This window comes from Caballeronia sp. RCC_10 (genome assembly GCF_041360715.1).
Lineage (GTDB): Bacteria > Pseudomonadota > Gammaproteobacteria > Burkholderiales > Burkholderiaceae > Caballeronia > Caballeronia grimmiae.
The window spans coordinates 226,958-245,865 of record NZ_JBFUPT010000009.1; the positions used below are offsets into that span (position 1 = coordinate 226,958).

Below are 18,908 nucleotides of genomic sequence, written 5' to 3' on the forward strand. Positions count from 1 at the left end.
AAGGATGCGGTTTTACACGCTGCTTGTAGTTATGCGTGCTTTCGTGCGATGGCGCTCATCGTGCATCGCGGCGGCGGTCGTCATCACGAACGATCGCGCGCATCATCTGAACATGGCGGCTTACCACACGCCGCCGCGTCAAGGCCCACGGCAGCGCGCGCAGCATGTCCAGCGCATCGCGCGACAAGGTGCGTTCACGATGCATCACGTTCAATGCACGCAGGCTTGCGCCGATGGCTTCGCGCAGCGGCAGCCGCAGCCATGCGACCCACGCCGCGTTACGCGCAAGCAGCCGTCGACGCAACGCGCTGTCGCGTATCGGCGAAGGATGATGATGAAGCACTAGCTCATCGGCATACACGAGCGCGTGACCATGATCGAGCATGTCGAGGGCGAGCAAGGATTCCTCGCCGCCGATGAATAGGCGCGGTTCATAGCCGCCCATCGCTTTGAATACGCTCGTGCGAAAGACGCTTGCGCCGGCCATATAGCCGACGAGCGAAGGCCCCGGCAAACCACGCGCGCCGAGCGGGCTCGCGCGCATGCGTTCGCATGTTTCGTCGGCAGCGCCGTCTTCACCGACGACGACACGCGCACTCAGCACTGCGACGCGCGGCGCGGCATCGAGCATCTCGACTGCGCGAGAGAGCGAGCCCTCGCCCCACCATGTATCGTCATCGCAGAAGGCGACGTATTCGGTGCGCGCGCGGTCCACGCCGAGATTGCGGCCAGCGGCGCCCATGTTGGACGGCGCGACGACGAGTTCTACGAACGGAAAGGCCTGCGTGATGCGTTCGGCCGTGTCATCGGTGGACGCGTTGTCGACCACGATGATGTCGATGCGGTCCGGCAAGGCGGCGAGTCTCGCCAGCGTGTCGAGCACCTGATTGACGCGGTTATACGTGAGCACCACGACGCTGATGCGGGCTGCCCTTGCGTCGTGCGAAAGCGGCGACGGTTGCGGGACCGCGCTCATCGGCGGTCCTCTGCGATTTTCAGTGTCCAGTAACGTTCGGGCATGAAGACGTCGTCGTAGCCATCGTCGCCGAACGCCTTCAACTGGCTTGCATAGACGCTCACCGCTTCGCGTTTGAGCGCATCGCGGCGCTGCATCTCGGCCGCTGCGGGAAGCGGCGGATTGAACGGCGTGGCTTCGATGCCGCGTGCGAGAAGATCGGCCATGCGTTGCTGCACGATGCCAGGCATCCGGCGATACAGCCCTTCCTCATATCCATAGCACGGTACATCGGGGCGCTTAAGCCAGGCATCGCAAGCGGCTTCATGCACGAGGATATGATCGGAATGAAAGAGGCCGAGCGGCATCAACAGTGCATCCGGGCGATGCTCGTCGATCGCATCGATCAGCGCCTGCGCAATCGCGTCGCGCGTCGGCCTGGCGGACTCGGACGCATCGGGAACGTATTGCGAATCGAGAAAGCCGAGATGGAACGGCGCGGCGCCGAGGACGCCGAGCGCATGCTTGTCCTCTTCGATGCGCGCCGTCATCGCTTCGAGCGCGCCGGTGAAGCCGCATTGCGCGTCCCAGTCGGTATGGAGGTCGTTGGCGGGAAAGGCGGTGAAGACCGTGCAGACGCGCGGCCGGGACGCGCCCGCGAGCGACGCGCCGCAACCGAATACGGCGTCATCGAGATGCGGGGAAATCACCAGAAGTCTGAGCGTGGCTTCGAACATGGGCGAGCGTCGAGTGCTGGAAACGGCTCGTTTTTGCGCAAGTAACGGGCCACGTCCGGTTGCACGCGGAAGCCGGCGCGTCAGAAGCGCATGCCGACGCCCGCCTCGATGATGTCCGCGTCGCGGTCGTATCGCGTCACCAAGCGGTTCCACGTGACGCGCGCAAGCCAGCGGTTCGTGAAGCGATAACTCGCCGACAGCGATACCAGCCCCGCGAAGCGTCCGTCGCCGGTGCGACTCTGCGGAAGATCGTCGTTCTGCGTGATGGACAGATACGGCCCCGCGCCGACGCCGAGCGTGAGGCGGTCGTCGAAGAATGCGCGCGTCGCCCAGAGTTGCGCCGCCACGCCATCGCGTCGCGACTGCACATGCCCGCTTTCATGCAGATACGACGCGGTGAAATCGACATAACGCCAAAGCCCGCGACGATACTCGATGCCTGCCGCCAGATTCGTTTCCGAGTCGAGGCTGTTCAGCACGGTTGTGCCGAGCATGACGGTGACTTCGTTGCCGGTGACGTTGGTCGTGCGCGAAGGCGCACTATCGCGCGGGCCGTGACCGTTCGGCGCATCGAGCTGATAGCCGATGCCGAAGAGAAGGGCCGTGGTGTCCGGACCGCCGAACGCCTGCACGTGATTGAGCTTTACTTGCGCGATCCATCGATTGTCGAAGTAATACGCCGCGCGCAGCGTCAACATCGCGCCCCAGCCGTGCGTGTTCGAATAGTCGCCGCCCGCCTGCGCCTCGCTGGTATCGAAGTACCGATACGGCCCTGCGCCCGCCGACAACTCCAGCCGGTTGTTGATGAGCGGCAGCCGGCCCCATAACTGCACCGCCTGACCATCCCGATGATGATTCGGAATATGGCCTTCGTTGAGCCACGATAAGCTCCACGCGGCATACGGCCCGAGGCCTTCGCGATAGTTCGCCTCCCATGAATACGTGTTCTGACTACTGCTCTTGAGCGGCCCCGCGAGGACGGAGAATTCCTGAGCGTGCGCGTTGGCGCTGATGAAGATGACAGCGGCGCAGGTGAGTGTCCAGCCGACAGTTTTACGTTGTCGTTGCGGTCGAATTGGTGTCATCGAGCAAGGATTGATAGCGAATGTGTAGCGTCTCGTCCTGGACGGCAGGTCGAGCATACCGGCTAAATGAGAAGCATGCGCAAATTGGGCCTGTCCGGTCTCGGCGAATGTTCGTCGACGCACGGGCGGACCGCGCGATCGGCGCTACAAATGAGGTTTACCGACCCGCTTCGCGAAACCGCGCAGGCACGCTCGACCGACGAGCGGCCTTCGCGTCGAATGCCTGCATGGTTCGGCCAAATCAATCGTAACGAGGTCAGCAATGGATTCCATTCCAGTCGACTATCAAGGCTGCGAGTTGTCGGCGGTCGTCGTGCATGCGGCGGGCGAATTCGTATCGACGGTATTGATCGAGCGACCCGGCGGCGTAAGGCGCGCGGTCGGGCCGTTTCGGCCTTTCGACACGGCGCGGGCAGCTGAGCAGTTCGCTATTCAGTATGGGAAGGACGAGCTGGACGGCCGCCACGTGCCCAAAGAGCTGCAAATGGCGGCGGGGTGATCGCGGCGTCCACGTTCAGGCTCGACGGGCGCTGCCGAGGGCGCTGTCGAGCCACGCCATCAGCGCGACAGCCGAGCAGTCGCCGCTTCTGAAGCCGATATGTCCGTCGGGCCGCACGGCCCACATCATGCCGCTTCGCGCGCCGAATGCGCCGGCGAATTCTCCAGCCGAATCGGTCAGCACGCGATACGCCTCGCTCGCGCCGCACGCCGTCCCCGGCGCTGCAATCAGCACCGCATTCGATGCCGCACCGAGCGCGCCGCGCCACGCATCGGCGACGGCGTCGAACGAGGCAGCGGCGCGATCGCCGGTATCGTCCGCGCAATAGCCGATGAGCGTGTGTCTTCCGTGACCGATATGCGCCGCAAGCCGCTGTCGATGGCCGATGAAATCCTCCGACAAGCCGCCGATCTCCGGCACGCGATCGCCCGGTGCGGGCAACTCGGGCTCGACGTGGTCGCATGCATCCGCGACGATCGGGCTGCCGCGATAGCCAACGAGCAATTGCGTCTCGCGCATCGCGGGCCTCACTTCGCCATGAGCGAGCACGGTGTTGAGCGCGCGGCTCGTCGATTCCACCACGTCCAGCCCGACCGGACGCCGTTCGGCCTCATAACTGTCCGGCAGCGACCGGCCCGCGAGTCCGCGCGCGGCTAGCGTCAGTTTCCACGCGAGGTTGTGCGCGTCCTGCACGCCCGTGTTCATGCCCTGGCCGCCGACCGGCGGATGAATATGCGCGGCATCGCCGGCAAGGAAGACGCGTCCTTGCACGTAATGCGCCGCGATCCGATGACTCACGCGATACACCGACGACCAATGCATCGACGATAAGCGGGTGCCGCCGGGCAGGATCGGCAGCATGATGCGTTCGATCTCCGCGAAATCCGGCGCGGCGGCGGCTTCGAGGCGGGCGGCGTCGTCGGGCGGCAGCACCACCGACAGGCGATACCGGCGCGGCGATCCGCGCACCGGCACGGCTGCAAGCGTCGCCGGGCCGCGACCGTCGGCCGCCGCCGAGTGACTGATGCGGATCATCGGGCCGCGCGGCAGATGCCAGTCGACATCGAGATCGGCGAGCATGAACGTCTGCGGATAGCGGTCGCCATCGAACGGAACATTCAGATGCCGGCGCACGGTGCTGCGCGCGCCGTCGCAACCGACGAGCCATCGGCAGCGCAACGCGTTCGCAGCGCCATCGGGCGTTTGCAGGTTGCATGTCACGCCGTCCGCATCTTCTGCAAAATCGATTAGCGTCGTGCCGTACTCGACGCGCCCGCCATGCTGCGCGAGCGCGCGCTCGAGAATGCGCTCTGTCTCATGCTGCGCAAGCGACAAGGCCCCGTACGGCAGACCTTCGCGCGGCACCGGCGTGCTCGACGCAAGCTCGCCGTCACGATAGGCGTCCGCGCCGGTCAACCAGACGCCTGCGTCGATCGCCTCCTGGACGACGCCTAGATCCTCGAACAGTTCTAGCGTGCGCGCAGTGACGCCCAGCGCCTTCACGAAGAAGGTGCGCCCGATATGGGCGTCGATCACGCGGACATCGACGCCATCGCGGCGCAATTCAGCGGCAAGCATCAGGCCGACCGGGCCTGCGCCTGCAATCAACACGTCGGTCGTATCGGGCATGCGCGGGCTCCTTGTCGAATGGAGAAGGATGTCGTGTTCGAAGGATAACCGCGCGGCGAACAGGCGTGGCCGCTTTTTGATCGCCGGAGGCGGGGCGCGGCGCAGGCCCGCGTCCGTTACTATGCGTGCACCGCAAGATGCGATCAGTGACCGTCTCGCACGCGCGGCAGACGGCGAGATTCTCATCTTCGCGACCGAGCACGCGCTCTTAGTCCGATTCGAGGATTCGGGCGAATCATGGAGGGGCGCGACAGTCTCGTGACTCAGGGTCACTTCGGCATCAATTCGTAAATATTCGCTATCCGAAGAAAGTATAAAACGTGGCGCATTGCTCGCGACATGGCCGCGAGATGCCGCGCGTATTCTGAGTTCGGCAAGTTCGTGACGGAGAAGGAACTGCTCGAAGCGTTTCCGACCGTGCCGGACCGGGACTATCTCAACGGCGTGATTCCGCTTGCATCGATGTGGTCGGGTCAGCAACCGGATCTTCTTGGCAAGCCGGTCGTTGCGGTGTCGCTGATTTACACGCCGCAGCTCTACAGCAAGTATGGTCCGCGCTGGCGTGTCGTGTTCGCGCGACACCTCAACGAGTGCCATGCGGCGGACGATCGCCGGCTCTTCGACAGGCCGCCGCCCGAGCACGTGACCGATGAGCCATTGACGGTGTATCAGCCGGGCAGACCGATTGCGGTCGTCTCGTTATACACGCCGAATATCGCGAGTTATGCGCGCTATGGAGAGGCCAGCCTCCGCGCCTATGGCGAACGAAACGGCTACACGCTCTATCAGCATCGCAATGTTCCCGCTGGTTTCCCGCGCGAGGCGTGCGGCAACTGGTCGAAGCCATTCCTGCTGGACAAGTATCTGCCACATCATGAGTGGGTTTTCTGGGTGGACGCCGACATTCTCGTGACGGACCCTGCGGTCAGGCTCGAACGGTTCACCGAAGGCCGCGATCGCATCTTGACGGCCGATATCTGCGGCTGCGTTTCAACTCCGGCGTGATGGGTTTTCGTCGCACGGGAGCCAATCAGAACGTCTTGCAAAGCGTGCTCTCACGCGCGCTTCACATTGACGACGTTAAGCACACATTCTGCAGCCACGGCGACCAGTTCATATTTCTCGAGGAAACACTCTCTCACGGTCTATGCCCCGAGCCGGACTCGCCCGACCTTTCGAGCTTCCACGACCTGAATACGCCGTGGTACTTCGCCAATCCGCGTACCTTCATGAGCCACTTGCACGGATTGAGTACGGAATTGCGGACGCTGTTCATATCGATGGGCGCGGTGCCCGAGGGCGGCTTCGAAGCAATCGAGGACCGCGGGCGATAACGACGGGACCGAGGCTTGCTGCATCATTCGCAGAACGTCGTCTCAACCGAAGGAGCTCAGCATGACTCGAACGCCGGGCGAAAACCCCGTGCCCCGCACGACAGCCGATGACATGGACGAACCGCTCAGCGAAGCGACTCCCGCGAGCGATACGCGTCAGGAGAACCTCGACGCCGAGGAGAAGGGCAAGCACGAAGCCAGCGAGAATGCGCTGCCCTCATCGCAGGACAAGAATCCGGTCCCGCCAGATTCGACGCACCGATAAAGCAAGGAGTGAATGATGAGCGAATACATCGACTGCATCGAGAAGCTGGATCGCTGCGCGGCGGCCTGTCACAACTGCGCATCCGCGTGCATCGCGGAAGGGCATCTTCCGGAGATGGAGAAGTGCATCCGGCTCGATCTGGACTGCGCTTCACTGTGCCGCTTCACTTCTGAAGCGCTCGCACGCGATACGCAGTTCATGCGCGATTTCTGCGATCTGTGCGCGCGAATCTGCGATGCTTGCGCCGACGAATGCAGCCGTCATCCCGCCGATCACTGTCAGGCGTGCAGCGACGCCTGCCGTCAGTGCGCGGAAGCCTGCCGCGCGATGTAGCGGGCGGGATGCGACCGCAGTCCCGTCATACTGCTTGCGCGATGTCTTTCAGCGCGGCGTCGGATGAGCCTTCGAACGCATGGCTGCGGGCGCGCACGCGTCTCGTCGGCCGCATACTCTGACGCTTGCGCACGAGCGTTCGAACCGCGCGGGCGAGAGCAAGATCGATCGCGCCTCGCCAGTCCCGTGCGATGGACGTCGCCACGACCTTGTGGTCGCGAGTCACTTGCAGTTCGACCTGGCATCGCTTGTCGATGCCGCCGCGCGGTCCATTGATGTCCGACAGGCTGACTGTGGCCCGCGTGATGAGCCACGCAAGACGGCGAAACACGAATTCGCTGCGCGCCTTTGCGAGGTCGTGCATAGAAATGGCTTCGGGATCGCGCGATTTGAACAAGAGTTTCATGTATGCCTCCGTGTTGAACGTGAGTCCAGCGTAGAGGCAGGTGCGAATCGGAAAAAGCAGAGGCTTTCGAAGCGGTACTTCGAAAAAACCGAAGTTACTCGTCCACGCCTGCAAGCACACGCTGCGTCAGCGGATGATGCCGCCCACGACGCGACACGATCGCGTGCACTTCTTCCTTGACTTCCGGCGATCGTCCGAGCCAGCGCAGGCCGCGCAGCAGGGGGACATCGCCGGCGCCGAATTCCGCGAGTGGGAAGACGCCGAGACCGCGCGCGCCGAAGACGGCCATGAGGGCGCTGTCTTCGAATTCGCCGGCGACGCGCGGCGCGATGCGCTGCGTTTCGAGCCATCGATCGAGCCGTGAGCGCAGCGATGAATGTCCTGTCGGTAAGAGAATTGGCAGCGAGGCGAGGCTCTTCGGGAAGTGATCGATGGCGCTCTTGCGCACGATCGACGCGGGACCATACCAGTCCACGGGCGACGCAACGAGTCTTTCGCTCGTCAACCGCATGTTCTGGTTATGCGGCGCGGGCTGACTGGCAAGCACGAGATCGAGACGATGCAGCGCCAACTCACCGAGCAGTTCGTCCGTCTCGCCTTCATGACATAAGAGACGCAACGATGCATCGCCGAGGACGGGCGCGAGGAGGGCTTGAGCGGCGAGTTTGGAAATGTCATCGGAGAGGCCGACGGCAAAGCGCGCGAGCGTGCCGCTTGCCGCTTCGCGCACTTCAGTGGATGAGCTGGCCGATCTCGAAGATTTCCTCGGCACGTGCGAACGCGGCCTGGCCTGCGTCGGTCATCGTCACGCCGCGCCCGGCGGGTTTGAGCAGTTGATGACCGAGAGACTTTTCGAGTTCGCGGACTTGGGCGCTGATGGTCTGGACGGCCATGTCGAGGCGCTCTGCTGCGCGGGCGAAACCGCCTTCTTTCACGACGACCCAGTAGTAGTGGAGATGGCGGTAGTTGAGCATTTTTGCGCTCCTTGGCCGGTTTGAGTGATTCGGAGAAACCGAAGTTTTAGAACGATTATCGCTGTTTTTTCCGGGGACGCTGGATATTGATCGTGGTTCAGCGCACGGGGATTGTCTGCTACCGTTTTATCAACCACACCATTTGGTATGACTCGTCGTGCTTGATCGGTTTGCACAAAAGCGAGGAGCCTAAGTAAGTAGAAGCGGGCTTTGCGTCGCATGATCTCGCGTGTGTCCGCCACCTTAGGCGGAGGGTCTTAACAGCGAGGCGACTTCTCTTCGACCATGCAGGTGTTGAAGCGCTCGATGAGCGTCGGCACTTTCACGCTCAGGTCTTTAATGGGCTCACCGTCTGTATGTTCGCGAAGCACGAACCTGTCATACCAACGCTTGGGATCAATATTGGCTCGCGCTTCGTGCTTCCCATGTTTTCGCTTGCTTTTCTTCCGCGCGGGGTGTTCAAGAACAACTGTATGGTCATGGCGAGCCGTGCGACCAGTCTGAAGCGTCGAGCACGGAAACTATCCACAGATTCCGTGCACAAGCCTGTGGACAAACCGGGGAGCCGGGCGCTATCCACTTGAACCGACAGTGAAACTTCGAAATGCACTCCAATGCGCGCCCGCACACCGACAGCCTCATGTTCCGCCGATACAGTCACGCGCCTGGGCCAGATCCAGCAGCATCGAAGGAGCAAGCATGAAAAGCAAATCGTCGGGCGTGGCGGTGGTCGCGGTGCTGATCGGCGTCGCGGTGGCAGTGACGCTCTATATCGCGAGCTACGGCAAGTCATCGGGACACGCGGACATATCCCCCGCCTCTAGTGCAGTCGTGGCGACGCAGGATTTGTCCACGAGCGATGCCGCATTCAGCGCCGCGCCGATGCAGTCCGCATCCGGTCCGCACGAACAAACCGCAGGCCGCTAGTTTCAGACGGACATCGACGGGTATAGCCTTTGCTTGAACGCTTGGCAAAGTCAAGCCGGAGCACGTCACGATGGGCCACCCGTCTCAGCAAGTCTCACACGCCGCATTGCCCGTCGATGCGCGCGGCGTGATCGGTAACATGAAGACGGCTGCGCTCGTTTCGCTGCGCGGTGCGATCGACTTCATGTGCTATCCGCGCATCGATTCCCCAACCGTTTTTGCGTCGCTCCTCGATAACGAAGGCGGAGGCGCCTTCTCCATCGCGCCGCAAGATGCCGGGGCGAACGTCAAGCAGATGTATCTGCCCGAGACGAACGTGCTGCTTACACGCTTCATGACCGGCGACGGCGTATGCGAGTTGCTCGACCTGATGCCCGTGCCGTCATCCGATGCACGCGTACAGGATGTGCCGAACTGCGTGATGCGCATCGTAAGAATCGTGTATGGACGCATGACGGTGAACGTGCGATGCGATCCGCGCTTCGACTATGCGCGTGCGAGACATACCGCCCATGCAGTGGAGAAGGGCGTCGAATTCAGACAGACCGGTGACGCTCCGCCGTTGCGTTTGCGAGCGAGCGTGCCGTTGTCGATCGAAAACGACGGTGCACGCGCGACGCTCGAGATGAGCGAAGGCGACTCGGCGTGCTTCGCGCTCGGCGCCGTCGATGAAATGTCGAAGCTCGACTCGAAAGAGAAGTTCGACGGCATGCTGCAGGAGACGATCGATTTCTGGAAGGCATGGTCGTCTAAATCGACGTATCGCGGACGATATCGCGAAGTCGTTCTGCGATCGGCGCTTACGCTCAAGCTGCTCAGTTCGGACGAGTTTGGCGCGATCGTCGCTGCGCCGACCTTCGGCTTGCCCGAAGCGCAGGACGGTTCCCGACGCTGGGACTATCGCTTTACATGGATACGCGACGCGGCATTCTCTGTCTATGCGCTGCTGCGACTCGGCTACACGGGCGAAGCGGAGCGCTTCATGCGATGGATCGCCGAGCGAAATCGCGATTGCAGTTCGGACGGCTCGCTTAGCGTGATGTATGCGGTAGACGGCGAGCCGCCGATGGAAGAGACCGAGTTGTCGAGCCTCGCACCATCGTCGTCGCCGGGTAAGGTTTTTATCGGGAATGGTGCGCGTGACCAGACGCAACTCGATGTCTATGGCGCGCTGCTCGATTCGGTCTATCTATACAACAAGTACGGCGCGGCCATTTCTTATCAGGGCTGGCGGCATGTGACGCGCACTGTCGATTATGTCGTCGCGCATTGGCGAGAAGCGGACCATGGCATCTGGGAGTTTCGCAACGGCACACGGCCGCTACTGCATTCGCGGCTGATGTGCTGGGTGACGGTGGATCGCGCGCTGCGGCTTGCGCAGAAGCGTTCGCTGCCCGCGCCGCTCGCGACGTGGTTTCAGACGCGCGATGACATCCATCGCGACATCCACGAGCAATTCTTCAACGAAGAACTGCAAGCGTTCGTGCAGACGCCGGGTTCATCGACGCTCGATGCATCCGCGTTGATGATGCCGCTCGTGCGCTTCATCGGGCCGAAAGATCCGCGCTGGACCAGCACGCTCGATGCAATCGGCCGCGATTTGCGCGTCGATCCGCTGGTATTCCGGTACACGCGCGGGGACGAGCTGGATGGCTTGCCAGGGAGGGAGGGCGGCTTCAGCGCGTGCTCGTTCTGGTATGCGGAAGCGCTGGCGCGCGCGGGCCGTGTCGATGAAGGGCGGCTCGTGTTCGAGAAGATGCTGGCGTATGCGAATCACGTCGGGCTTTTTTCCGAGGAAGTCGCGACGAATGGCGAGGCGATGGGGAATTTCCCGCAGGCCTTGACACATCTCGCATTGATCAGTGCTGCGTATCAATTGGATAGGGATCTGGATCGGACGCACGTGGCTTGGACTTGAGGTGTTTCGGGCAAGTGGAAATAGCAGGCTTCGCTTCTTACGTCGTTGCCACCGTGCTCGATGAGAAAGCGTGACACGCCACGACACTGTTCTCCGTGTCAGTTATCGCGCGAGTGCAAGATTGAGTGAACTTCAGCGCGTGAAGCTTCTGCTGCCTTCGTAAAGCGCCACTCGGCACGCTAATTGGAGGGGACAGAGACAACCGCCGTCGTCTTTTGCGGCGTTCTGACTAGACATCGGAATCGAGAGCCTCGAATGACGCTTCAATTGCGACGTCTTACGTATGCAAGGACCTCGCTCGCGCATCCGATGGTCATAAGGCGGCGAAACCGCGACCACATCACTACGAATAACCACGTTGCCTGGCGTCGTGCCGAGTTAGCCGTTGCATGACATGTGCGCCGTTGCGAGCGAATGCGGCCTTCTTGGCCGCCTAGGACAACGCACACGCCTTCTGAAAATCGCAGACCCGGGATAAAGCCGCTTGGAACTGGCTGCGCACGCTGCCACGGCTGGCTCCGGCCCGGATACGCTTGCCCTTTCCTCCGCGCACCGATCGTGAATAGAAGGCGATCCGTCATACCGTTCCCTGCATTGAACATACCGCCGCACCTACACCATGCGTCTGCTCGAATAGATCCGTATTGCATGCGGCAATGGCCCTATTGCAGCCATTGCATTGCCGACATGTCCACAGCGTCGTATCTTCGTCTCCAGTTCAAGGAGACGCATATGAAGATCGCATTTCTGGGCGCTGGCGCGCTGGGTTGCGCCATCGGCGCCGCGCTGACCGAAGGCGGCCATGAGACATGGCTCGTCGACCGGTTCGCCGCGCACGTCGAGACCATGTGCCGCGACGGCCTGCAAGTCGACGACGAGCGCGGCACGCGCCGCGTCAACGTGCGGGCGACGATGAACCCGGCGGAAGCCGGTCCTGTCGACCTGGTCATCGTGCTGGTCAAGTCGTTTCACACCGATCAGGCGATGCGCGGCGCACTCGATCTCGTCGGTCCTGAAACGGTCGTGCTGTCGTTGCAGAACGGCCTTGGCCACGAAGACGTGCTGAGCGGCATCGTCGGACGCGAGCGCGTGCTCGCGGGCAAAACGTATGTCGGCGGGGTGCTCCGCGCGCCCGGTCATATTCAGTCCGGCGTGACGGGCAAGCTGACGATCATCGGCGAACTCGACGGCCGCATCACGAACCGTGCGCGTGCGATCGCGGACGCGTTCAACAGCGCAGGTCTGACGACTTCCGTCAGCGACAACATCATGGGCACGATGTGGGACAAGCTGCTGATAAACATTGCGACCGGCGCGATGACGGCTATCACGCGCCTCACTTACGGCCAGTTGTACGACGAGCCGGTTCTCAAAGCGACGTCGCTCGCGGCGATTGGAGAAGCGATGGCCGCCGCCAAAGCCGCCGGCGTCACGCTGTCCATCACTCGTGCTGAAGACGCCTGGAACATGGCCGCCGAAGGGCTTTCACCCGCATTCAAGACGTCGATGCTGCAAAGCATCGAGAAGTCCTCGATTACCGAAATCGACTTCATCAATGGGGCCGTAGTGCGCTGGGGCGAACGCCTTGGCGTGCCGACGCCGGTGAATTCGACGCTCGTCGCCTGCATAAAGGGCATCGAGCGCGAAATGACGGATCGTCAGAATGAAGAAGGAGCCGCAGCGTGAGCCCGCCGAAAGCCTATCTTGAGCACGTCGCCATCTGGGTGAAGGACATCCACTGGCATATCCGCTTCTTCGAAGACGTGCTCGGCATGACGATGCGCGAAGTCGACGGCACGCGCGAAAAGCCGCGTCAGTATTGGACGCTCGGCGGTCTGCAGTTCATCAGCGCACCGCAACACGAAGAGCCCGAGGGCCGGCTCGCGCATCTCGGCGTCATGTGCGAAGACCTGGAAGCCGCGCTTGCCGCCGCGCAAGCCTTTGACGTGACTGAAATGCCGCAGGGACGCAACTGGCTGCGTCTGCCCGACGGCCTCGCGGTTGAACTCATTCAGGCCAAGCCTGCCACATGCGTCGCGCAGGCGCTGGCGATCAACCCACGCGCGGAGGCGTGAGCATGAGCACCATGACCACCACTGAGAAATACTGGGACGATGCGCGCGAAGGGGACGAGTGCGTCAGCCCGACCTACACCGTCACCAAAGAACGCATTCTTGCTTACGCAGATCTCACAGGCGATCACACGCCTGTGCATGTCGATGAGGAATACGCGAACGCGAGCCACTTTGGTTGCATCGTCGCGCACGGTCTGTTCGGCTTGTCCATTGCCGATGGCCTCAAGACGCAGAGCGACTATCGCTTCCTGCCCGGCATGTCGCTTGGCTGGACATGGGACTTTCTGCTGCCGATCAAGGTCAACGACGTGCTGCACGTGAAGTTTCGCGTCGGCGCGATGCGCGCAAGCAAGAGCAAGCCCGAGTGGGGCATCGTCGTGTTGCCTTCCGAGTTGATCAACCAGAACGGCGAAGTCGTTCAGCGTGGGGAGCATCGCCTGATGATCCCGCGTCGGCCGGGAGCGAACTGATGCAAGCCCGTCCTTTGGAAGGTATCCGCGTCGTCGATTACAGCCACTTTCTCGCCGGCCCCTATGTCGGACGATGCCTCGCCGCGCTCGGTGCGGAAGTCATCAAGGTCGAGCGCCCCGGCAGCGGCGATGCAGGCCGTCAGCACGCCACGATCCTCGACGATCAGCAAAGCGCCTATTTTCTGCAGCTCAACATGGGCAAGCGCGGCGTGAGCGTCAACATGAAAGATCCGCGCGGCAAGGCGTTCATGCAGCGTCTGTGCGATTCGGCGGATGTGTTCATCGAAAACTATCGGCCGGGTGCCCTGGACAAGCTCGGGCTCGGATATGCCGCGTTGTCCGAGCGCAATCCGGGCCTCGTCTATTGCTCGATTTCGGCGTACGGGCACACGGGACCCGATGCGCATCGCGCGGGCTTCGGTCTCATAGCCGAAGCGAAGAGCGGCATCATGCAGATGATCGGCAATCCGGGCGAGCCGCCGCCCCTTATGCGCATTTCGCTCGGCGACATGTACACGGGCATTCATGCCGTTGCCGCCATCAACGCAGCGTTGCTCGGCCGTGTGAAAAGCGGCCGTGGCCAGCATATCGACATGGCCTTGTACGACACCCTCGTGTCGATGCACGAATACGCCGTGCAGTGTTACACGATGCAAGGCGTGGTGCCCGAGCAGACGGGCCATGACATGCCGACTTCAACCTTGTACGGCGTATTCCGCGCAGCCGATGGCGATCTCGTCATCGCGGCGCAAGTGGATGATTCGTGGAAGCGCTTCGCTGCTCTCGTCGAGCAACACGGCGGTCCGGCTGGCTTCGGCAACGACGAGCGCTTCCACAGCCTCAACGGACGCAATGCTAATCGCGAGGCCATTCTTGCGGTCGTCAAACCGTGGGTGGCGGGGCGGCCCGTCGCGGATGTGCTGGCTTTGCTCGACAGTGTCGATGTGCCTTGCGCCAAGGTGCAACGCATCGACGAGGTCGTGGCCGATCCGCAGATCGTCGCGCGCGGCATGGTGATCGAGCAGGAGCATCCGCGCTTCGGAAAACTGCGTCTGCCGAATCTGCCGTTCCGCTTCTCCGACTGTGATACGTCGATCCGCGAAGTCGGACCCGACCTCGGGCAGCACAACGAGGAAGTGGCGCAATCGCTGGGCTTCAGCGCAGCCGAAATCGACGCGATGCAGACCGACGGCGTGCTCTTTTCGAAGCCGGGTGCGTGATGAACGATCGATACGCGGTTATCGGAAATCCGATCGGGCATACGAAATCGCCGCTGATTCACGGTCTTTTTGCGGAGCAGACCCAGCAAGACATGACGTATGTTGCCATCGAAGGACCGCTGGAACCGGCCGATGCCTTCGACGATACGGTGAGAACCTTCATCGCAGACGGTGGCAAGGGCATGAACGTCACCGCGCCCTTCAAGCTGCGAGCGTTCGACATGGCCGACGAACGCAGCGAAAGAGCGGCGCTGGCGGGCGCCGTCAACGCGATGAAGTTCGAGAATGGCCGGATCGTCGCGGAGAACTTCGACGGCGTCGGCCTCGTGCGTGATATCGAGAGCAACCTGCATCAGCCGATGGCGGGAAAGCGCGTGCTCGTCCTCGGCGCGGGCGGGGCGGTGCGCGGCGCGTTGCTACCGTTCATCGCGGCTCGGCCTGCAGAAATCGTTATCGCAAACCGGCACGTCGATAAGGCCAGGGCGCTCGTCGAACAGGTTGGGGCCGAAGGCTCGCTCGCCGCGTGCGGCTATGCGGAACTCGAATCGATGGGCCAGTTCGATCTCGTCGTCAACGCGACGTCCGCGAGCCTGACGGGGCACTTGCCGCCCGTTCCGCCCAGCGTTTTCAGCGCGAACGGCACAGCCTATGAACTCGCCTACGGCAAGGGCCTCACGCCGTTTCTGCGGCTCGCGCGTCACGCGGGCGTGCAAGGCATCGCCGATGGCGTCGGCATGCTGGTCGAGCAGGCCGCCGAAGCGTTCGCATGGTGGCGAGGCGTGCGTCCGCGCACGCGCGTCATCATCGACCAGCTCACCGTTCCGCTCGATTGACGCGACGAGGAAGCGCCCGATGCAAACCGAGACTTATCGCTATTGCCGCTACGAAGTCGAAGGGCCGTTGCTCACGCTGACGATCCACCGGCCCGAGGTGCTCAACGCGCTGCATCCTGATGCGCACCGTGAACTGGCCGATGCCTTCGACCGCTACGCCGCCGATCCGACATTGCGCGTAGCCATCGTGACCGGCGCGGGCGAGCGGGCGTTTTGCGTCGGCACGGATCTGAAAGCACTCGATGCCACCGGCGATCACGCGAAGCCATCGACAGGATTCGCGGGCATCACGCATCGCTTCGATTTGTGGAAGCCGTTGATCGCCGCCGTGAACGGCCTCTGCCTCGGAGGCGGGATGGAGATTCTCGCCGCATGCGATCTCGCGGTTGCAGCCGATCATGCGCAATTCGGCTTGCCTGAACCGCGCGTCGGTCTAGCCGCGCTAGGCGGCGGCCTCTTGCAGCGCTTGCCGAGGCAGATCGGCATGAAGGACGCCATGGCGCTCGTGCTGACTGCTAAGCGCATTCCTGCCGATGAGGCGAGGCGCATTGGATTGATCAACGAGATCGTGCCCGCTGGTGAACTGATGAACCGTGCGCGTGCGCTTGCCCAAGAGGTTCTGGCGTGCGCGCCCCTTGCGATACAGGCATCGAAGCAAGTGATGTTGACGAGTCTCACGCACGCGAACCTTGCATCGACGATGCACGAGGACTATCCGCTCGCGCAACGCATGCTCGCAAGCGACGACGCTCGCGAAGGCCCGAAGGCATTCGCGGAGAAGCGCTTGCCGAGGTGGACGGGGCACTAGGCACGCATTCCTTTATCGAACCGCTCGAAGAAGCGGCCTCTGACAGACAGGAGACGCAATGACGCCGCAAGAAAACACGATGAACGGCGATGCCGCCGTTCGCGCGCAGCATTCCGACGAGAAGCAAATGGCGAACCGGGCGGCGCTCAGCAGCATCGCCGGTTCCGCGCTCGAATGGCTGGATTTTGCCGCTTACGGCGCCATCGCGGCCACGGTTCTCCCTCAGCTATTCTTCTCCAGGACAGACACGACGACGGCCGCGCTCGCTGCGTTCGCGACCTTTTCCGTGGGTTTCATCGCGAGGCCGCTCGGCGGTCTCATATGCGGCTATCTGGGCGATCGTGTCGGCCGCCGCAACATGCTGGTCTTTACGTTCCTGCTGATGGGCATTTGCTCGTTTCTGATCGGCATTCTGCCCACTTATGCGTCGCTCGGCGTGCTCGCGCCGATTGCGCTCGTGGTGTTGCGCTTCATGCAGGGCTTTGCGCTCGGCGGCGAAGTAACGGGAAGCCAGTTGCTCACGATGGAGCACGCGCCCAAGAACCGGCGCGGCTTCTATAGCTCGTTCATCGCGATGGGCTCGCCGCTCGCACAGGTGCTGGCGAATGGGGTGCTCTTCGGCGTCGCCGCGTTCGTGACCAATGAGCAGTTCCTTCGATTCGGCTGGCGCGTCCCGTTTCTCTTCAGCTTCTTGCTGGTGGCGATCGGCCTGTTCATCCGTATGCGCATCTCCGAGACGCCCGCGTTCGAAGCGCAGCTGAAGCAGAGACGTTCGGGCCGAGTGCAACCGGCGTCGGGTTTCTCCAAACACACCGGAACGATTCTGCGCCTTATGATGGTATGGGCCGCTGTGTCGATCGCGTACTTCATCGCGACGGTGTTCATCCTGTCGTACGTGACGGGCAAGCTCGGCGTATCGAAGCAGACGGCGTTTGCGATTCTGATCGTCGCGCATCTCTGCTCCATGGTCGCGATGGGCTTCGGCGGGGCGCTGTGCGATCGTATCGGACGCCGCCGCGCTATGCTCGTCGGATCGCGTTCGATGCTCGCTGCATTCATCGTGTTCTTTCCGTTGATCCTGAGCGGGCACCTTGTGTTGATCGGCGTCGCCATCGTGTTTCTGCTTTGCGCGGCGCAGTTTCATGCGGGCGTGCAGCCTGCCTATTTTGCCGAGGCTTTTCCGACGGAATTCCGTTATCGCGGTTCGGCCGTGGCTTATAACCTTGCAGTCGTCATCGGGAGCAGCGCGCCGTTCGCCGCGACGTTGATTCAGGCGCATACGAATGGCGCGACCTGGCCGATCGTCGCTTTGGGTATCGTGTTCAATCTGATTTCGATGTGGGCGATTCACGTTGGCCCCGAAAGCCGTGGAGAGTGACATGGAGAAAACGCGTATCGCCGTGGCGGGTGCCGGCTACATCGGTCTCGAACATATTCGTGTCGTCCGCGAAAGCGCGACGTGCGTCTTGTCGGCGGTGGTCGATCCTTCCGATGCGGCGGCCGGCATTGCCGCGAAAGCATACGTTCCGCATTACCGCTCGCTCGATGAACTCTTCGAGAAAGATCGTCCTGACGGTGTGGTCCTTGCAACGCCGAACACCCTTCACGTGGACCACGCTCGCTTGAGCATGCAGGCACGCGTGCCGATGCTGCTGGAGAAGCCCATCGCGCCCACGGTGGAGGAGGCGGAAGCACTCGTCGCCGATGCGGACCGCTACGGCGCGAGCGTGCTGATCGGACATCATCGTGCGCATAGTCCGATCATGGCGCGCGCGAAGGCAATCATCGACGAAGGCAGGCTCGGCTCGCTCGTCGCAGTGATGGGCAGCGCAATGTTCTTCAAGCCCGACCAGTATTTCGCGGACGCGCCCTGGCGCAAGCAGCCGGGCGCAGGCCCGATTCTGCTCAACATGATTCACGAGATCCACAACTTGCGGATGCTGTGCGGCGATATCGTGGCGGTGCAGGCATTTTCGTCGAACGCGACGCGCGGCTTTGCAGTTGAGGACACCGTCGCCATCAATCTGCGTTTCGCGAGCGGCGCACTCGGCACCTTTCTCCTATCCGATACCGCCGCCAGCGCGCGCAGCTGGGAACAAACCTCGCAAGAAAACAAGGCCTACACGTCTTATGCCGACGAAGACTGCTATGTGATTGCCGGCACGTTCGGATCGTTGTCCATTCCCACGATGCGCCTCAAAACCTACGGAAACGCCGGGGACAGATCGTGGTGGAAGCCGTTCGATGTCAGCGTGGCGGAAGTGACGCGCGACGATCCGCTCAAGCATCAAATGGAACACTTCGGGCAAGTCGTGCGCGGGGAAGCGAAACCGATCGTCACCGCGCGCGACGGCTTGCAAAATCTTCGCATCACTGAAGCGATCGTCAAGGCCGCCAAAACCGGCGCAGTCGTCGAAACGGCTTTCTCCTGAACATCATA

The 18,908-nt window shown here is 62.4% G+C and carries 19 protein-coding genes and 1 pseudogene; 14 read left to right on the forward strand and 6 right to left on the reverse strand.

All coding sequences use genetic code 11. From position 1 onward, the window contains the following. Window positions 1-55 precede the first annotated feature (55 nt). From AB6804_RS18105 to AB6804_RS18115, 3 genes are all read right to left on the reverse strand, one after another. Window positions 56-976, reverse strand: coding sequence for a glycosyltransferase family 2 protein (locus AB6804_RS18105; protein WP_370887601.1), 921 nt, complete (start codon window positions 974-976; stop codon window positions 56-58). Continuing rightward, entirely contained in the window at window positions 973-1,692 is a 720-nt protein-coding gene (locus AB6804_RS18110) for a PIG-L deacetylase family protein (protein ID WP_370887602.1), read from the reverse strand. The genes AB6804_RS18105 and AB6804_RS18110 overlap by 4 nt, the downstream gene beginning before the upstream one ends. A gap of 80 nt (window positions 1,693-1,772) precedes the next feature. Next, window positions 1,773-2,777 (reverse strand): hypothetical protein, encoded by a 1,005-nt coding sequence (locus AB6804_RS18115; RefSeq protein WP_370887603.1) that lies wholly within the window; start codon window positions 2,775-2,777, stop codon window positions 1,773-1,775. A 262-nt stretch (window positions 2,778-3,039) separates the two neighbouring features. On the opposite strand from AB6804_RS18115, the gene AB6804_RS18120 reads away from it, so the two are divergent. Then, on the forward strand, window positions 3,040-3,276 hold the full coding sequence (locus AB6804_RS18120; RefSeq protein WP_052005795.1) for a hypothetical protein: 237 nt from the start codon (window positions 3,040-3,042) through the stop codon (window positions 3,274-3,276). A 15-nt stretch (window positions 3,277-3,291) separates the two neighbouring features. Here AB6804_RS18120 and AB6804_RS18125 read toward each other — a convergent pair whose 3' ends face one another. Beyond that, a complete protein-coding gene (locus AB6804_RS18125) occupies window positions 3,292-4,905 on the reverse strand; it encodes an FAD-dependent monooxygenase (RefSeq protein ID WP_370887604.1) in 1,614 nt (537 codons plus the stop codon). Window positions 4,906-5,244: 339 nt separating this feature from the next. Between AB6804_RS18125 and AB6804_RS18130 the strand changes: the two genes are divergently transcribed. The 3 genes from AB6804_RS18130 to AB6804_RS18140 all read left to right on the forward strand — a co-directional run bounded on the left by AB6804_RS18130 (window position 5,245) and on the right by AB6804_RS18140 (window position 6,837). Then, the gene (locus tag AB6804_RS18130) at window positions 5,245-5,910 is read left to right on the forward strand and encodes a hypothetical protein (protein ID WP_370887605.1); all 666 of its coding nucleotides are present in this window, start codon (window positions 5,245-5,247) and stop codon (window positions 5,908-5,910) included. 390 nt (window positions 5,911-6,300) lie between these two features. After that, a complete protein-coding gene (locus AB6804_RS18135; RefSeq protein ID WP_370887606.1) occupies window positions 6,301-6,504 on the forward strand; it encodes a hypothetical protein in 204 nt (67 codons plus the stop codon). A gap of 12 nt (window positions 6,505-6,516) precedes the next feature. Next, a complete protein-coding gene (locus AB6804_RS18140; RefSeq protein ID WP_152562583.1) occupies window positions 6,517-6,837 on the forward strand; it encodes a four-helix bundle copper-binding protein in 321 nt (106 codons plus the stop codon). A 25-nt stretch (window positions 6,838-6,862) separates the two neighbouring features. On the opposite strand, the gene AB6804_RS18145 is transcribed toward AB6804_RS18140, so the two are convergent. Further along, complete coding sequence (locus tag AB6804_RS18145) at window positions 6,863-7,243, reverse strand: HPF/RaiA family ribosome-associated protein (protein ID WP_370887607.1); 381 nt, start codon at window positions 7,241-7,243, stop codon at window positions 6,863-6,865. A 94-nt stretch (window positions 7,244-7,337) separates the two neighbouring features. Continuing rightward, a pseudogene (locus AB6804_RS18150) lies at window positions 7,338-8,217 on the reverse strand (LysR family transcriptional regulator). A 699-nt stretch (window positions 8,218-8,916) separates the two neighbouring features. On the opposite strand from AB6804_RS18150, the gene AB6804_RS18155 reads away from it, so the two are divergent. The 10 genes from AB6804_RS18155 (at window position 8,917) to AB6804_RS18200 (ending at window position 18,900) form a co-directional block, all read left to right on the forward strand. Continuing rightward, window positions 8,917-9,144, forward strand: coding sequence for a hypothetical protein (locus tag AB6804_RS18155; RefSeq protein ID WP_370887608.1), 228 nt, complete (start codon window positions 8,917-8,919; stop codon window positions 9,142-9,144). 70 nt (window positions 9,145-9,214) lie between these two features. Next, the gene (locus AB6804_RS18160) at window positions 9,215-11,062 is read left to right on the forward strand and encodes a glycoside hydrolase family 15 protein (protein WP_370887609.1); all 1,848 of its coding nucleotides are present in this window, start codon (window positions 9,215-9,217) and stop codon (window positions 11,060-11,062) included. A gap of 732 nt (window positions 11,063-11,794) precedes the next feature. Further along, complete coding sequence (locus AB6804_RS18165; RefSeq protein ID WP_370887610.1) at window positions 11,795-12,748, forward strand: ketopantoate reductase family protein; 954 nt, start codon at window positions 11,795-11,797, stop codon at window positions 12,746-12,748. Then, on the forward strand, window positions 12,745-13,137 hold the full coding sequence (locus AB6804_RS18170) for a VOC family protein (RefSeq protein WP_370887611.1): 393 nt from the start codon (window positions 12,745-12,747) through the stop codon (window positions 13,135-13,137). The genes AB6804_RS18165 and AB6804_RS18170 overlap by 4 nt, the downstream gene beginning before the upstream one ends. A gap of 11 nt (window positions 13,138-13,148) precedes the next feature. Beyond that, window positions 13,149-13,607, forward strand: a complete 459-nt coding sequence (locus AB6804_RS18175; RefSeq protein ID WP_370887634.1) for a MaoC family dehydratase — start codon at window positions 13,149-13,151, stop codon at window positions 13,605-13,607. Next, on the forward strand, window positions 13,607-14,827 hold the full coding sequence (locus AB6804_RS18180) for a CaiB/BaiF CoA transferase family protein (RefSeq protein ID WP_370887612.1): 1,221 nt from the start codon (window positions 13,607-13,609) through the stop codon (window positions 14,825-14,827). Before AB6804_RS18175 ends, AB6804_RS18180 begins: the two co-directional genes overlap by 1 nt. Continuing rightward, window positions 14,827-15,660 carry a shikimate dehydrogenase gene (gene aroE, locus AB6804_RS18185; protein WP_370887613.1) on the forward strand — a complete coding sequence of 278 codons (834 nt, stop codon included), beginning with the start codon at window positions 14,827-14,829 and terminating at the stop codon, window positions 15,658-15,660. Before AB6804_RS18180 ends, aroE begins: the two co-directional genes overlap by 1 nt. Before the next feature lie 19 nt (window positions 15,661-15,679). Then, a complete protein-coding gene (locus AB6804_RS18190; RefSeq protein WP_370887614.1) occupies window positions 15,680-16,468 on the forward strand; it encodes an enoyl-CoA hydratase-related protein in 789 nt (262 codons plus the stop codon). 58 nt (window positions 16,469-16,526) lie between these two features. Continuing rightward, window positions 16,527-17,846 (forward strand): MFS transporter, encoded by a 1,320-nt coding sequence (locus AB6804_RS18195; RefSeq protein ID WP_370887615.1) that lies wholly within the window; start codon window positions 16,527-16,529, stop codon window positions 17,844-17,846. Between the two features lies 1 nt (window position 17,847). Continuing rightward, on the forward strand, window positions 17,848-18,900 hold the full coding sequence (locus AB6804_RS18200; protein ID WP_370887616.1) for a Gfo/Idh/MocA family protein: 1,053 nt from the start codon (window positions 17,848-17,850) through the stop codon (window positions 18,898-18,900). Window positions 18,901-18,908: the final 8 nt, after the last annotated feature.

What these genes read in the sequence shown, in the direction of transcription:
- AB6804_RS18105 (WP_370887601.1), bottom strand. Translation starts at nt 976, where the DNA reads ATGAGCGCGGTCCCGCAACCGTCGCCGCTTTCGCACGACGCAAGGGCA.
- AB6804_RS18110 (WP_370887602.1), bottom strand. Translation starts at nt 1,692, where the DNA reads ATGTTCGAAGCCACGCTCAGACTTCTGGTGATTTCCCCGCATCTCGAT.
- AB6804_RS18115 (WP_370887603.1), bottom strand. Translation starts at nt 2,777, where the DNA reads ATGACACCAATTCGACCGCAACGACAACGTAAAACTGTCGGCTGGACA.
- AB6804_RS18120 (WP_052005795.1), top strand. Translation starts at nt 3,040, where the DNA reads ATGGATTCCATTCCAGTCGACTATCAAGGCTGCGAGTTGTCGGCGGTC.
- AB6804_RS18125 (WP_370887604.1), bottom strand. Translation starts at nt 4,905, where the DNA reads ATGCCCGATACGACCGACGTGTTGATTGCAGGCGCAGGCCCGGTCGGC.
- AB6804_RS18130 (WP_370887605.1), top strand. Translation starts at nt 5,245, where the DNA reads ATGGCCGCGAGATGCCGCGCGTATTCTGAGTTCGGCAAGTTCGTGACG.
- AB6804_RS18135 (WP_370887606.1), top strand. Translation starts at nt 6,301, where the DNA reads ATGACTCGAACGCCGGGCGAAAACCCCGTGCCCCGCACGACAGCCGAT.
- AB6804_RS18140 (WP_152562583.1), top strand. Translation starts at nt 6,517, where the DNA reads ATGATGAGCGAATACATCGACTGCATCGAGAAGCTGGATCGCTGCGCG.
- AB6804_RS18145 (WP_370887607.1), bottom strand. Translation starts at nt 7,243, where the DNA reads ATGAAACTCTTGTTCAAATCGCGCGATCCCGAAGCCATTTCTATGCAC.
- AB6804_RS18155 (WP_370887608.1), top strand. Translation starts at nt 8,917, where the DNA reads ATGAAAAGCAAATCGTCGGGCGTGGCGGTGGTCGCGGTGCTGATCGGC.
- AB6804_RS18160 (WP_370887609.1), top strand. Translation starts at nt 9,215, where the DNA reads ATGGGCCACCCGTCTCAGCAAGTCTCACACGCCGCATTGCCCGTCGAT.
- AB6804_RS18165 (WP_370887610.1), top strand. Translation starts at nt 11,795, where the DNA reads ATGAAGATCGCATTTCTGGGCGCTGGCGCGCTGGGTTGCGCCATCGGC.
- AB6804_RS18175 (WP_370887634.1), top strand. Translation starts at nt 13,149, where the DNA reads ATGACCACCACTGAGAAATACTGGGACGATGCGCGCGAAGGGGACGAG.
- AB6804_RS18180 (WP_370887612.1), top strand. Translation starts at nt 13,607, where the DNA reads ATGCAAGCCCGTCCTTTGGAAGGTATCCGCGTCGTCGATTACAGCCAC.
- aroE (WP_370887613.1), top strand. Translation starts at nt 14,827, where the DNA reads ATGAACGATCGATACGCGGTTATCGGAAATCCGATCGGGCATACGAAA.
- AB6804_RS18190 (WP_370887614.1), top strand. Translation starts at nt 15,680, where the DNA reads ATGCAAACCGAGACTTATCGCTATTGCCGCTACGAAGTCGAAGGGCCG.
- AB6804_RS18195 (WP_370887615.1), top strand. Translation starts at nt 16,527, where the DNA reads ATGACGCCGCAAGAAAACACGATGAACGGCGATGCCGCCGTTCGCGCG.
- AB6804_RS18200 (WP_370887616.1), top strand. Translation starts at nt 17,848, where the DNA reads ATGGAGAAAACGCGTATCGCCGTGGCGGGTGCCGGCTACATCGGTCTC.